This window comes from Rheinheimera sp. F8 (assembly GCF_001518915.1).
Window position 1 is genome coordinate 442837 of the sequence record NZ_CP013656.1, and the last position, 14367, is coordinate 457203.

General features: G+C 53.3%; 12 protein-coding genes. 3 read left to right on the forward strand and 9 right to left on the reverse strand.

The genetic code is table 11. The features are described from left to right. The first annotated feature begins 25 nt into the window (after window positions 1–25). Both ATY27_RS02115 and ATY27_RS02120 read left to right on the forward strand, forming a co-directional pair. On the forward strand, window positions 26–1078 hold the full coding sequence (locus ATY27_RS02115) for a GGDEF domain-containing protein (protein WP_208932516.1): 1053 nt from the start codon (window positions 26–28) through the stop codon (window positions 1076–1078). Window positions 1079–1485: 407 nt separating this feature from the next. Further along, the gene (locus ATY27_RS02120) at window positions 1486–2229 is read left to right on the forward strand and encodes a MerR family transcriptional regulator (RefSeq protein ID WP_208932517.1); all 744 of its coding nucleotides are present in this window, start codon (window positions 1486–1488) and stop codon (window positions 2227–2229) included. On the opposite strand, the gene ATY27_RS02125 is transcribed toward ATY27_RS02120, so the two are convergent. The 9 genes from ATY27_RS02125 to ATY27_RS02165 all read right to left on the reverse strand — a co-directional run bounded on the left by ATY27_RS02125 (window position 2217) and on the right by ATY27_RS02165 (window position 12911). Beyond that, entirely contained in the window at window positions 2217–2948 is a 732-nt protein-coding gene (locus ATY27_RS02125) for a LytTR family DNA-binding domain-containing protein (RefSeq protein ID WP_208932518.1), read from the reverse strand. The two genes, ATY27_RS02120 and ATY27_RS02125, sit on opposite strands and share 13 nt — an antisense overlap. Continuing rightward, the gene (locus tag ATY27_RS02130; RefSeq protein WP_208932519.1) at window positions 2926–4044 is read right to left on the reverse strand and encodes a histidine kinase; all 1119 of its coding nucleotides are present in this window, start codon (window positions 4042–4044) and stop codon (window positions 2926–2928) included. The genes ATY27_RS02125 and ATY27_RS02130 overlap by 23 nt, the downstream gene beginning before the upstream one ends. 21 nt (window positions 4045–4065) lie before the next feature. Then, window positions 4066–6918, reverse strand: a complete 2853-nt coding sequence (locus tag ATY27_RS02135; protein WP_208932520.1) for a TonB-dependent receptor — start codon at window positions 6916–6918, stop codon at window positions 4066–4068. 181 nt (window positions 6919–7099) lie between these two features. Beyond that, the gene (locus ATY27_RS02140) at window positions 7100–7468 is read right to left on the reverse strand and encodes a DUF6768 family protein (RefSeq protein ID WP_208932521.1); all 369 of its coding nucleotides are present in this window, start codon (window positions 7466–7468) and stop codon (window positions 7100–7102) included. An 11-nt stretch (window positions 7469–7479) separates the two neighbouring features. Then, on the reverse strand, window positions 7480–8034 hold the full coding sequence (locus tag ATY27_RS02145; RefSeq protein ID WP_208932522.1) for a sigma-70 family RNA polymerase sigma factor: 555 nt from the start codon (window positions 8032–8034) through the stop codon (window positions 7480–7482). Window positions 8035–8168: 134 nt separating this feature from the next. After that, window positions 8169–10223, reverse strand: coding sequence for a glycine--tRNA ligase subunit beta (gene glyS, locus ATY27_RS02150; protein ID WP_347876417.1), 2055 nt, complete (start codon window positions 10221–10223; stop codon window positions 8169–8171). A 2-nt stretch (window positions 10224–10225) separates the two neighbouring features. Beyond that, complete coding sequence (gene glyQ, locus ATY27_RS02155) at window positions 10226–11140, reverse strand: glycine--tRNA ligase subunit alpha (protein WP_208932523.1); 915 nt, start codon at window positions 11138–11140, stop codon at window positions 10226–10228. Window positions 11141–11331: 191 nt separating this feature from the next. Then, complete coding sequence (locus tag ATY27_RS02160; RefSeq protein ID WP_208932524.1) at window positions 11332–12537, reverse strand: M56 family metallopeptidase; 1206 nt, start codon at window positions 12535–12537, stop codon at window positions 11332–11334. Continuing rightward, window positions 12537–12911, reverse strand: a complete 375-nt coding sequence (locus tag ATY27_RS02165; RefSeq protein ID WP_208932525.1) for a BlaI/MecI/CopY family transcriptional regulator — start codon at window positions 12909–12911, stop codon at window positions 12537–12539. Before ATY27_RS02165 ends, ATY27_RS02160 begins: the two co-directional genes overlap by 1 nt. A gap of 492 nt (window positions 12912–13403) precedes the next feature. Here ATY27_RS02165 and ATY27_RS02170 point away from each other — a divergent pair, with 492 nt between their 5' ends. After that, window positions 13404–14291 carry a transporter substrate-binding domain-containing protein gene (locus ATY27_RS02170; protein WP_208932526.1) on the forward strand — a complete coding sequence of 296 codons (888 nt, stop codon included), beginning with the start codon at window positions 13404–13406 and terminating at the stop codon, window positions 14289–14291. Window positions 14292–14367 lie beyond the last annotated feature (76 nt).

Here is a 14367-nt window from a genome sequence, read left to right on the forward strand (position 1 = left end):
GGCATTCACAGCGGAAGGAAACTGCATGGTGCCCATCTCCCGCGCCAGCCTGGCCGAAGCTTTGTCAGTTGAACAAAATCGTCGCCGTTATATATTGCTGTTTGTCAGCTACATCACCTCCGCCATTATGCTGGTGCTGGGTTTACGTCATCTGTTCAGTGAAGATTATCTGCTTCAGTTTATTCTGTTTGGTTGTGCTTTCAGTTTTTTACTGAATGCCGCCTGGTTTCACGCCAGCCAGCAGCTGGATTCGGCATGTCTGGTTGAAGGGGTGCTGGTGGCCACTTTTGTCGTCGGACTGGTGGTACACGGCGGCTTCGAAAGTACCGCGTTGTATTGGGTATTTCCATTTCCGCCAATTTTGTATGGTTTACTCGGCCGCAAACGCGGCACACTGCTGAATTTGGCATTGTTATTGGCATTGGTACTCCTTTTGTACGGACCGGAGTTGGGTCAGGCGCAATACCGGACTGCTGAAAGCAGCCGGTTTCTGGCGTCATTACTGACGCTGATTCTGGCTTGTGGCATTAATGAGCATTTCCGCGAACGCAGCCATCACAGCATGGATTTATTGCAGCGCAGTAAGGATAATCAGGCGAATACCGATGCATTGACGGGCCTGGCGAACCGGCGTTTTCTTGATCAGAGCATGCCGCAATATCTGCAGCAACAACCCGAGTTGTTGTTGCCGATGGCGCTGATCCTGGTCGACCTCGACCACTTTAAACATATCAATGACAGCTTTGGCCATGCCGAAGGTGACAAAGTGCTGCAACAGATCGCCCGGTTGTTTCGCAGTAAGTTACGCCAACCCGATATCGCCTGTCGTTATGGTGGCGAGGAGTTCCTGTTATTGTTGCCGCACACCCAGCTGAGTGACGCGACCCGCGTCGCCGAAAAAATCCGCCAAAGTGTCGCCCAGCAACGTTTTTTACCACAACACCCGGAACTGGTGATCACCTGCAGTTTTGGTGTAGCTGTACTCAGTGGCAGCGATGACTTTGACGAAGCGCTGCGCCAGGCGGACCAACTGATGTACCAGGCGAAGGCCGATGGCCGCAATCTGGTGCGAAGCTAAGCATCACTGGTTCTCTAGGGGCTGTTGACGTTTGGTGGTTAAGTTTTGTTCGTTTCGGCCACCGCGTGGTGGCGGCGTTTTGGGCGCGAAACGAGGCGCGTAGCATAGTGATTCTATGTGAGCAACGAGTGACAAAGCCCAAAACGCCGCCAAACGAACCCTTCGGGCAGCGTTTGACAGCTCTTTCTGCGGCGTTAGTGCTCGTTTGTGTAGAATGACACACTGGGTACCACGTACGGCTCTCGCACTGCCTTGCATAAGCCGGCCACCGCGTGGTGCCAAACTGCTGCAAAAACAAACACCAAACGTCAACAGCCCCTAAGATTTCTGCAAAAAATCCTGCAATAAACGCTTGCGCCTGACGTTACGTCAGGCTGCAGACTGCGCGCAGTAAACAGGAGTTGGTTATGTCAACTTACAGCATCAGTCAGCTGGCAGCGCTTGCCGGCGTCAGCGTCCGCACCCTGCATCACTATGATGCGATCGGACTGCTGCAACCAGCCGGACGCAGCAGTGGTGGCTATCGACTGTATAACGAGCAACAGGTGCTGCAATTACAGCAGATCCTGATGTTTCGTGAGCTGGAATATCCGCTGGCGCAAATCCAGCAGATCATGCAAACACCAGACTATGACCTGACCCACTGTTTACGCCAACAACAGCAGCTGCTGGCCGGGCGGATCGCACATCTGCAACGGCTGCAAAGCATGCTGGATTTTACTATCCAACAGCAGGAGTCTTCATCGATGACCACGTCATCCCAGTTATTTAATCAATTCAGTCAGGCGACCTTGCGGGAAGAAGCAGCACAGCGTTGGGGCGAATCCGAGATCCGCCACAGTGAGCAGCAACTGGCGCAGTTAAGCGCGGAACAACAGCAGCAATTGGCGCAAGAAGGTGAACAGATCGCCCGGGGCTTAGCGCAATGTCTGCATTTACCAGCCGATGCTGCCGAAGTACAGCTATGGGCCGTGCGCCAGCATCAGTGGCTACAACAGTACGGACCATGTCCGTTGCAGCGTCTGGTGATGCTCGGTGATTTATACGTCAGCGATGCGCGTTTTCAGGCGTATTACGATCGGTTTGGCGCTGGTACTGCGGTGTTGCTGCGTGATGCGCTGCACTGGTATGCCGCCAGTCAGTCGGCTTGATCGGATGATAGCAGTGGCGTTTGACGGAAACGGTGCTGAAAACTGCGGCTGACCGGTAACGGCTCAGCCACACCGCGCAGATAGGCCCATAACTGCTCTGCATCGCTGCTGCGCACATGGTCAAGCTGGTCAATGTTGATGATCAGACTGCGGTGGATTTGCCAGAACAAGGTCGGGTCAAGCTGATTCACCAGCTGTTTCATCGGCTGACGTAACAAGGCCGTCCGATCCGGCAGCACCACTTCGATATAACGGCCGCAGGCGCGGAAATACAAAATCTGCTGTACCGGTTGCAACCAGATTTTGTGGCCGGTCTGCAGTTTCAACCGCTGCACCACCGGTGTCGGCGCCGTCTGTGACAACTGCAACTGTTGCTGCAGTCGACTGATGCATTGTTGCAGGCGTAGATCCGAATATGGCTTCAGCAAATAATCGACCGCACCTTTATCAAAGGCTTTGACCGCATATTGGTCATAAGCAGTGACAAACACCAGCTGACACGCATGTGCCGATAAAAACGCCACGTCGATACCACTGAGCGCGCCCATCTGAATATCAAGAAATGCCACATCCGGTTGCTGCTGCTCAAGCGCCTGCAAGGCGCTGTGACCATCGCGGCATAACGCCACAATTTCAGCAGCAGGCCAAAATTTCTGCAGCTTCAGCACCAGGCTCTGCAATAAAATCTCTTCATCTTCAGCGATGAGGATCCTGACCACGCGCCACCTCCGTCGCTGTCATTTCGCGCCATGGACAACGCACCGTAGCGCAGGTCTGTTGCCCAGGCAGGGTTTCGATGCAAAAGTGTGCATCCTGCGCATAAGCCGCCGCCAGCCGTGCGCGTAAATTGCGCAAACCGGTACCGGAGGCATGGTGACTGGGCTGTGCCGCGCTGTCACAGACCTGCAGCAATAACTGCGTGCCATCGCGCTGCGCGCGTAACGTTAACACACCGGTGCCGCTGGTTTTTTCCAGCCCGTGTTTAATGGCGTTTTCGACCAGCGACAACAATGCCATCGGCAATACGGCCGCATAGCGACAAGCATCATCAATCTCAAACTGATAAGTAAATCGACCGGCAAAGCGGATCTGCTGGATTTGCAGATAACGTTCGATAATGCCGAGTTCAGCATCCAGCGCAATAAAAGTCTGGCGAAACTGCGGAATGCTGTCACGGAAATAGGCGGTCAGTTGTTCCAGCAATAACTTGGCTTTGTCTGGATCCAGGTCTATCAAATTGTGCAGATTCGCCAGCGTGTTGAAGAAAAAATGCGGTTCCAGCTGAGCCTGCAGCAGATGCAGCTCTGCCTCGAGCCGGTCACGCGCCTGACTGGTCGCGTTAACCTCGGCCGCTAATGCCTGTAAGCGCGGACTGATCACACGCTTTTTCAGATAAAACATCAGCAATAACAGCCAGCTGGCGGACACCATAAAATTCAGTGTATACAGCAGTCCTTCGGCAATTTTGTCGCGCTGATACCAATCAAACAGTCCGGCGCATAACACAAAACTGCTCAGATAAGTGCCACACACCAGATACAGCAGACGCCAGCCGCGCACGCTGGCGCTGTGGCGGTCCATCAGCAGCAGATAGAGCCCTAACATGCTGAACGTCAGACTGTTATACAACAGCGCATATTCCCGCCAGTGCAACAACAATACCGACAAATCTCCGGCCAGATGATTCGTAGTAGTCAGACTATTCAGCAGCGCACATAACGTGTTAAAACCAAGCAACAGCACAATATCGCTCAGCTTTAACAACAGCAGCCGCTGGCGCAGCTGCTGCAGAGTGCCGGTCAGCGGCGCCATCATGATGAATAGCTCCGCCGGTGATCAGAACTGGTAACTGAACTGCAATGCATAATAACGTCCAATCGTATCAAACAAACCGGCAGTGTACCCCATTTCCCAGCTGGCGCCGCCGGTGCTGGCGCCTGGTACCTGTGGCGTGCCGCGGTCGGTCAGATTCGACACCAGCAGGTCCACATTGGCCGCATCGCTGATGGCATAACTCAGCCCCAGGTCGAGATACCATAACGGCTCAGTCTGCGATACCTGATATTCCTCGGCTTTGCGGCTTGGATTGGGTTTCTGTGCTCCAACATAATGCCCGGTCAACCGGACCGATACTGGTGCTAAATCCAGCGTCAGTGTGTTGCGGCCGCGCCATTTCGGATAAGCCATGCCAGTCAGCGTTTCCAGCTCTTTCGCTGACGGATCGGACTGCAGCTTGCGCTCCAGCAACCGGCCCCAATTGGCGGCGAATTTCAACACACTACCATCCGGTAAATAGCTGCTGCTGAGCGGGAACTGATAATCCAGCGCATAATCCACCCCACGGGTGCTGTGCCGCGCCAAATTCAGATAACTCAGATTCAGCTGCATATAGCCTTCTTTGCGTTCAATCAGCTTGCAGAACACTGAATCCAGCGACGAACCGTCGATACAGTTTGGATAGACCTGGTCCCAGGGTAATGTACCAATTTTATCCTGCAGGCTAATGTCCCAGAAATCGACGGTAAAATTCAAATTGTCAGCAAATTGCGGTGACCAAACCATACCGCCGGTGAAGGTATAGGCCCGTTCGACGTCCAGTGCCGGATTACCCTGGGTCAGGATCAGTGCGTCATTGTAATAATTCGGCGGATTCGTCAAACCTAATTTGTTGCAGTTGTCCTGGCGGTATTGAGAGCCTTTGTCGCGATAAGCGCTGTAACAGAGTTCATACACATAATTCCAGGCCTGGCTTTGCGGCTGGAAAATTTCATTGATATTCGGCGCCCGCACCGCTTTGGCACGCGAGGCGCGGATCTTCAGCCCTGGCAGCGGTGTCCAGTCCAGACCTGCAGTCCAGCTGTGATTGGTGCCGGCCAGATTATATTTTGCCGTCCGCCAGGCGGCGTTGACGTCCAGCTGCTCGGCCATCAACAAATCACTGAGCAGCGGCACTCTGAGTTCGGCAAACAATTCAGACACATGATAGCGACCGGTTTGTGGCAAGGCGCGATAGTTCATTGCGCCGATCCCGGCAAGCTGCACATCGGACGGCGTCGATTCACTGCGTTCGCGCCGATGTTCAACACCTGCCGCTAACCCGACATTACCGGCCGGCAGACTGAATACGTCGCCATCGAGGCTGGCACTGAGCACACTTTGGGTCATTTTTTCCTGCGCCTGATGCGGGTCCAGTTTCAGATAACGCATCGCTTCGCTGCTGAGCGGCTGAAATACATTTACCGGCACACACCCGGTACCACACAAACGGGTCTGGTAGGTTTCCGGGTCGGTATAGCTGCCCCACACCGCCTTTTGCCAGTGCTCTTCGTTGTAATCATTGAGGATGGTATTGTCGAGCCTGGTCTGGCCGTGCTGCGCCGATACCTGCCAACGATAGTCCCCGGCCAGTGTGCCTTCCAGTCCCAGCACCGCCTGATACAAGTCATAAGCATAATCACTGCCTTGCTGGCCCATTTCCGGAAAATGACCGGCAAAAAACAAACCCTGTCCGGTGCGCGCCACTTCCGCCCGTTGTGCGGCATTATAAAAGCCATAATCGGCAGGCAAACGTGTCACGCCATATTCGACCAACGGCGCAACCCGGCTTTCGGAATCGGTATGAACATATTTCAGATCGGCGGACAGCGTGAGGTCGGGCTGCAACTCTTGCTGGTACAACAAGTTAAGATTGAGTTTCTCTTCCGGCACGGCCAGACGCGCCCATTCGTAACGTGAATAAAACTGGCCATAATCGTCACGCAGCCCAACACCGGCGAGTGAATAGCTGGTGTCATCGGTCACCCGCACGCCATCCGGTAACATTGCGACCGAATTACCCTGAGCATCCTGCCGGAAGATCCGGTCGCCTTGCAGGTAACTACGCTGATTACTGTTATACATCGAGACAAAACGGCCCAGCAGATATTTCGGGCTGGCAGTTTTGTCCGGATTGGTCAGATACGACAGGTCATTGGCGACATAGTCCCGGTCACGCCCTTCAATGGCTTTGCTGCTGTGATAGCTCAGGTGATAAACCAGATTGCCATCAGAGATGTCCTGACCATGCGTCAGGCTCAGATATGCCCGCTGACCATCGCCTGCCGCAGCGCCGGAATAAGACGTGGTCAGAGCCGTGCCGCTAAACTGGCGCTTCAGAATGATGTTAACCACACCAGACACCGCATCGGCGCCATAAATTGATGAGGCGCCCCCGGTCAGCACATCCACCCGCTCAATCAGAGCAGTCGGAATCGATGAGACATCGACAATGCTGGTCCCCGGGATCGCTGGCACGTGGCGCTTGCCATTGACCAGCACCAACGTCCGGGTGGCGCCAAGGCCGCGTAAATCCTGAGTACTGGTGCCAGCATAACCACCGGTATTCGATGTTTGCGGGCCATTGGCCGGGATCATCGCCGGCAACTGGTTCAGCAGCTGATTGACATTGACCGCGCCGGATTTGACGATATCGTCACTGCTGATACTGACCACCGGGGTATGGGTTTCCAGATCCGCCCGACGAATACGGCTGCCGGTCACAGCAATCCGTTCAACGCCGGACTTGGCCTCAGCGTCTGCTTTTGTTTGGATTGCGGTTGGGTTTTGTTGTTGCGCCTGCAGCTGCGGCGCCAGCGCGATCACCAGCGCACAAAGCGTAAATCTGGGGACAGAGGACATTGACTGTTGCATGGGTTGTTCCTGGAGTTGTTATTATCAGGCGCCGGGCGCACACCCGGCACAGGCTGTTTTTTCAGCAACCCTGTGATAACAAACGACTTCAAAACACAACAGTGGTAAAGGCATGAGTGGTGGTTTGGCGGTCACCAATGGAGATCCGGCAGGCGAGTTTCTGCCGCCGGTCTCCGAGATTTCAGGCTTGTGGCGGCGTTTGCATCCGTGCCAGTGCCAGCTGAATTTTCTTCAGCTCCCGCAGCGTACCGGCACGTTGCGATTCAAGCCAGATCCACAACTTAGTCCCCACCTGCAGCTGAACTGCCAGCAACAACAGGATCCCCCAGAACTGTTGGTCCGTCGTTGCGATAAAAAACCGGTACCCGCAGTAGAAAATTGCTACCGCAAATACTACAGCCAACAGATAAGCTACTTTCATCAGCAGACTAAGTCCGCCGTGAAAGCCGGCCGCCAACACCTGCGGCAAACCTTGGTCTTCCCGCATCAGATTGTCTATCTCAGCATTCTGGCGCGCCAGCTCTGCCGCAATTTCGTTTTCTACCGACATGGTTAAGCTCCTTAATCGTCAGATGAAGCCACAGCACCTGGCGTGGCCACGTGAACTGAGCTGTGTTGCGCCAAAAACTGGCGGATCCGGTGTAAGCGGGATTTCACTGTACCCAACGGAATTTGCAGGATCAGCGCAATCTCTTGTTGCATCAGCTGATGGCGGTAATACAGCTGCAATAACAATTGATCAGCACTGCTCAGCGTCGCAATTGCGTCGCTGAGTGATGTATCAGCAGAAGGCGACGGCTTAGCGACCAGTGTATCCGCATCTGGCAATGCTTCGGTACGGCGCTGCTGCGGCTGCTTCTGCCAATCCAGCACTTCCCAGCGCACCGCGCGGTACAACCAACTGGTAAATACCGCCGGGTCTTCCAGCCGGTGCACACGTTTCGCCACCTTTAACCAGACGTTTTGCACCAAATCGGCGGCAACCTGTTGACCATGCAGCTGAAACGCCGCAAACCGGACCAGGTCACCATGAAAATGCTGGTATAACCTGGCAAAGGCCGTTTTATCGCCTTGCTGAAATGCCAATACCAGTAGGTCTAACTCCGCTTGTAACATTGGGTACTCTCAACACAACAGGTTCATCGATATAGACGACGCAGGACCAGGCCGGGGTTCACGGCACAAAAATATTTTCCAGCGGCAAAAAAAAACCAGCATTGCTGCTGGTTTTTCCGTTTGAGGTCAATCAGTTATTGCAGTACAGCGATATCCGCTACCTGCAGGAACAGTGCGCGTAACTGAGCCAGTAGTGCCTGGCGGTTCAGCCGCACTTTGGCGTCATCTGCGTTGACCATGACCTGATCAAAGAACTGATCGACCACGTCGCGCAGCTGCGCCAGATGGGCCAGGCCTTCGCTATAGCTGCTAAGGCTTTGCTGATAAGCCTGCTCCGCCACAATGGCGCTGTGCAGGGCTTTTTCCGCAGCTTCGCTTAACAAGCCAGCATCCACAGTCGCAGGAATGTCTTCAGTCACTTTCGCCAGAATATTCGCCACCCGCTTGTTGGCAGCGGCTAATGCCAGTGCAGCGTCCAGCTTGCGGAACTCCGCCACCGCTTTGACGCGGCGGTCAAAGTCGGCCGGATTGGTTGGCCGGCGGGCTAACACCGCCTGGATCACGTCGATGCCGTAGCCTTCAGCTTCATACCAGGCGCGGAAGCGGCCTAACATAAAATCCAGCACTTCATCAGCTACTTGCGCATTGCTCAGCTTGTCGCCAAATGTGGTTTGGGCAAAGCCAATCACGTCGAGCAAATCCAGCGGCAGCTGTTTCTCGACCATGATACGCAGCGCGCCAATGGCGGCACGGCGCAGCGCAAAGGGGTCTTTGTCGCCTTTTGGCGCCTGACCGATGCCAAAAATACCGACTAACGAGTCAAGCTTGTCGGCAATAGCCACAGCGCAGCTGACCAACTGGCCCGGCAATGCATCACCGGCAAAACGTGGCATATATTGTTCGTTCAGCGCCAGTGCGACTGCTTCGGCTTCGCCGTCGATGCGCGCATAGTGCATGCCCATAATGCCCTGGGTTTCCGGGAATTCACCGACCATGTTGCTCATCAGGTCAGTTTTCGACAATAAACCCGCGCGTTTCGCGTGTTCAACATCAGCACCGATTTTGCCGGCAATATAACCTGCCAGTTCGCTGATACGCTGTGATTTCTCGAGCAGCGTGCCGAGCTTTTGCTGGAACAACACAGTGCCGAGGCTTTCCAGCCGGTCAGCCAGTTTGGTCTTTTTATCAACACCAAAGAAGAACTGGGCGTCGGTTAAGCGTGGCCGCACCACTTTTTCGTTACCCGAAATGATTTGCTGCGGGTCTTTGCTGGCGATGTTGGCAACAAAAATGAATTTATTCAAAAGCTTGCCGGCTGCATCTTTAAGCGGGAAATACTTCTGATTGTCTTTCATCGTCGACATTAACGGCTCTGGCGGCACTTCGAGGAAACGTTCTTCAAACGAACCCACCAGCACCACCGGCCATTCAACCAACGATGACACTTCTTCGAGCAGAGCGTCGTCCATCTGGGCGATACCCTTTAAGCTTTCAGCAGTTTTCTCGACTTCGGCTTTGATAAAGGCTTTGCGCTTGTCGTAGTCGGCCACTACAAAAGCCTGCTCCAGCGTGCTTAAGTAAGCATCCGCATTAGCAATTTCAACCTTAGCCGGCGCATGGAAACGGTGACCGTGAGTGACGCGGCCAGCCGCTTTACCGAGAATAGTGGCTGGCACCACATCGTTGCCATACAACATGATGATGGTGTGCACCGGACGGATAAACTCAGCGTCATTGGCGCCCCAGCGCATTGGCTTGGCAATTGGCAGTTTTGCCAGTGCTGTGGCGACCACTTGTTCCAACAGCGCCACTGTCGCGACACCTGTGACTTTAGCTTTGTGAATCAGCCAGGCGCCTTTGTCTGTTTCCAGACGTTCAGCTTCAGCTACTGTGATGCCGTTCGACGCCGCCCAGGCTTGTGCTGCTTTAGTCGGCTCGCCATTGGCATCAAAAGCACCGGCGATGGCCGGGCCGCGTTTCTCCACGACTTTGTCGGCTTGCTGCGCCGCCAGTGCATTGACGCGAACCGCTAAGCGACGCGGTGCTGCGTACCATTGGCTGTCAATGAAACCCAGACCCAGTTTATTCAGTTCATCCAGGATGTTCTGCTGCAACGCCGTTGCTAAGGTTTTTAACGACTTCGGTGGCAGCTCTTCAGTGCCAATCTCGACAAAAAAATCTTGAGCCACGATCAGGCCTCCTGCTTGGTGTTACGGCATAACGGGAAGCCAAGCTTCTCTCGTGCCGCGTAATAAGCTTCTGCACAGGCCTTAGCCAGCGTGCGGACCCGCAGAATGTAACGCTGACGCTCAGTCACTGAAATGGCGTGACGGGCATCCAGCAGGTTAAAGGCGTGTGAGGCTTTCATAACTTTTTCATAGGCCGGCAGCGGCAGCCCCAGCTCAATCAGCTTATGGCTCTCGGCTTCATGCTGATCAAAAGCAGCAAACAGTGCTGGCACATCGGCGTATTCAAAGTTGTAAGTCGATTGTTCGACTTCGTTTTGGTGGAACACATCACCGTAAGTGATACGCCCCATCGGGCCGTCAGTCCAAACCAGATCAAAAATGCTGTCGACGCCCTGAATATACATAGCCAGACGCTCTAAACCGTAGGTGATTTCGCCAGTGACCGGGCGACATTCCAGACCACCGACTTGCTGGAAGTAAGTGAACTGCGTCACTTCCATGCCGTTCAACCAGACTTCCCAGCCTAAACCCCAGGCGCCTAAAGTTGGCGATTCCCAGTTGTCTTCAACAAAGCGAATATCATGCACCAGCGTGTCGATGCCGAGTTCACGTAAAGAGCCTAAGTACAGCTCCTGAATGTCAGACGGCGACGGCTTCAGAATGACCTGAAATTGATAATAATGTTGCAACCGGTTTGGGTTTTCGCCGTAACGGCCATCGGTCGGGCGACGGCATGGCTGCACGTAAGCGACGTTGCTTGGCTCCGGGCCCAGCGAACGTAAGAATGTCATCGGGTGGAATGTACCAGCACCCACTTCCATATCCAGCGGCTGCACAATGACGCAGCCCTGACGAGCCCAATAATCCTGTAATGCCAGGATCAGACCCTGAAAGGTTTTAATATCGTATTTGTGCATAGAAAGCGCACCTGCTCCGCTATTTCGGCAATAAAGACCGGAAAGTATACCCATTTGTGCGGCTTTTCTGTAGCGCAATGGCGCGGTTTTTCCGCGCTTTTTCTGTGCTCGTCCTTGTCAGGCGTGGGATCCAGACAAAATAGCAAAAGAGCCAATGGCCCCTTTGCTGTTTTGACTGTTCATCGCAGGTTTTAATGCGTTGGTGAGACCTCCACCCGCTCAATGTCGCTGGACACCGGGTCCATGACAAAATCGAGTTGCACTTTGGCTTGTTTCATCCCGCTCGCGGATGGGCTATAGGCCCATTGCTGTAATGCAGTGACGGCTACTTTATCAAACACCTGCGCTGGCACGGATTTGATAATTTGCACATTCTGCACAGTGCCGTCCGGCTGAATATCAAACTCGGCGACAACATAGCCTTCGGTGCCAGCTGCTGCTGCACCTACCGGAAAACGCGGCTCCACACGCATAATTGGTTTCATCTCTGCAGCCGCGTCCGCCGCCTGTACTGGCTGTTGCAGCCATAACGTGGCACCGACTAAAGCTATCAGGGTCAGCGCCAGCGCTGTTTTGCTAAAACCCTGTTGGTGCTGTAACAATTGCAGCCGTTGTTTCATCATTTTTTTATCTCCATAGTGGTTGCTGAGCAGTTGCCAATGGGCGGTGCTGCTTTGAGCATGGCTTTGTATATTGCTCAGCAGCGCATAACTGTAAGCAATCTTTTGTTGAGAACTAGCAGTCGCTAATACCAAAGCATCACAGGCCAGTTCCTGATCTTGCCGGTAAGCGCGATACGCCAACCAGCAAAGTGGGTGAAACCAGAACAACGTCAGCACTATCAAGGCAAGCAGATTGGCGTGCAGGTCACCGCGACGCCAATGCGTCAGTTCATGTTGTAAGATTAACTGCTGTTGCTCAGGGTCAAACCGCAGCAGGAAGTCCGCCGGTAACAATACTGTTGGCCGCCACCACCCCGTGACATAAGGCCCTTGCTGGCCGCGGCTTTGTTTGCAGGCTATTGTGGTTTCCGTAGCAGTAAACTGGCTGGCAGCCTTAAGTTGTTGGCGGATATGCTGATATTGACGCCACAAAGCAACGGCCATCACGCCGATACCGCTTAACCACAAAGCTAACAGCAATAAAGACCACTGGTGCTCCGCAGCCAGGCCTTTACTCAACTGATGTATATTCAGCTGCACCTGATAAACGGTCGTTTCAGCTACAGGTGTCAGCTGGAAAGGCAGTAAAGGCCATAACAGCAAGAGAGGCACAGCAAGCCATAGACTGTATTGCCATCGCGCGCCCAACCAACGCAGCAGCAGTGGCCGCGCCAGCAATAAAATGGTAAGCAGTAGGGTTAAAGGCAACACTTGTGTCAGCAGCCAGTTCAGCATTATTTTTGCTCCTGTTCCCATTTCGCGATCAGCTGTTTCAGTTCTGCTACATCTTCTGCCTTTAATTGTTGGTGTTCAGCAAAACCCGCCACCAGCGGTGCGAGGCGACCGGATAACACGCGTTGGATAAAACTCTGACTTTCACGTTGCTGGTAATCGGCCTGTTGCAGCACTGGAGAATATAAATAGGCCCGGCCGTCTTTTTCGAAATTGACGGCACCTTTGCCGACTAAGCGGTTCAGTAAAGTTTTTACTGTCTTTTCATGCCACTGACTGGCATCTGCCAGTTGCTCCACCACCTGATTTGCCGTCTGTGGTGCCTGCCGCCACAACACTTTCATCACTTCGAGCTCTGCCTGACTAATTTCTTTCATTTTAAACCCCGGCGTTTCTGTTTTTGCTCTCGCACCTGAACCAGAATAAATGATTACGCATGTAATACATCTAATATTACATGCGTAATCAAATAGTGCAACGGGCTGGCTGCAGATTATTTTGCATTCGATTCACCTGCAGATAGCGCTTTTGTCCCGCAGGTCAAAAATGGACGTGAGGACGACCTCACCACTCCAGTTCACCCGGGAACGGCCCCAGCCGGATGTTAGGAGCCGTTCACATGTCGATATCTTATTCTGCTTATCTGTGTTTATTAGCCGCAGCCGCGTTTGAAATGCTGTGGGGTGTTAAGCGTACGCTTGTCGGATGGTTTCAGCCGGTTGTTGCCGTCTGGTCTTGCCGCGATCTCAATGTTCCTCAGTGTATTGTTGCTGGCCAAAGCCTGCCAGCTAAGGCTTTAATTCGATAATGCAGGCGACAAGCTTGAGGATCTGGCTAATGCTTAGCTGAGTATTTAGCGAGGCGATCCGATGAGTGAGCGGTTCATAGTCCGGAGCAAACTCCGGACCTGGTTGTGTAGTTGCCTGCTGTTTTCAGGCTTAGCGCTTGCTGCTGAAGTACCCGGCATAAGGATTGTCTATGCCCGCCCAATTCAGGATGGCGACAGCAGCCAGTTGTATCAAGTCCGATTGTTGGCCGCGGCGCTGAGTAAGATGGGCATTCGACATCATTTAGTCGCGTCGGAGGTACCAATGGTACAAGGCCGCTCCTTACGGACAGTGGCAGAAAAGCATGGTATTGATGTGTTTTGGAGCATGACAACCACAGAACGCGAACAGTTACTGACTCCGGTCAGATTTCCCATTGATAAAGGCCTGTATGGTTGGCGCATTTTGTTGCTTTCGCCACAACAATCACAATCAGCTGCACCACTGGTACATTTAGGCGATTTGAAAAAACTATTACTGACACAAGGTCATGACTGGCCCGATGCCGAGATACTGCGTTTTAATAAACTAAAGGTGGTTCCTTCCAATCAATATTCATCCATGTTCGAAATGGTTGCCAGCAGCCGGGTAGATGCTTTTCCGCGATCTGTGCTGGAAATTTGGCGTGAGCAAACAGAAGCGAAAGTTCAGCTACCGATTGAATCCAGTCTTATCCTGTATTATCCGACCGCCTTGTATTATTTTTTCTCGCGCGAACAACAGGAATTAGCACATCAGGTCGAACGAGGCTTAGAGCTGATGCTCAAAAGCGGCGAGTTCGAGGCTATGTTTATGCAAGAATTTGGCGACGCTATCGCACGGTCAAAGCTGGCAGAACGCCACGTAATTCAATTACGAAATCCGCTCCTACCAGCAGCAACGCCATTAAATCGAGCTGAACTTTGGTATAGACCGACACCGGCAAAATAAATCGCTACGACTTCCCGCGCCGTTCTTTTCAATGCATTCCAATCCGGATTTCGCAAAAAAAAGCAGACCGAAGTCT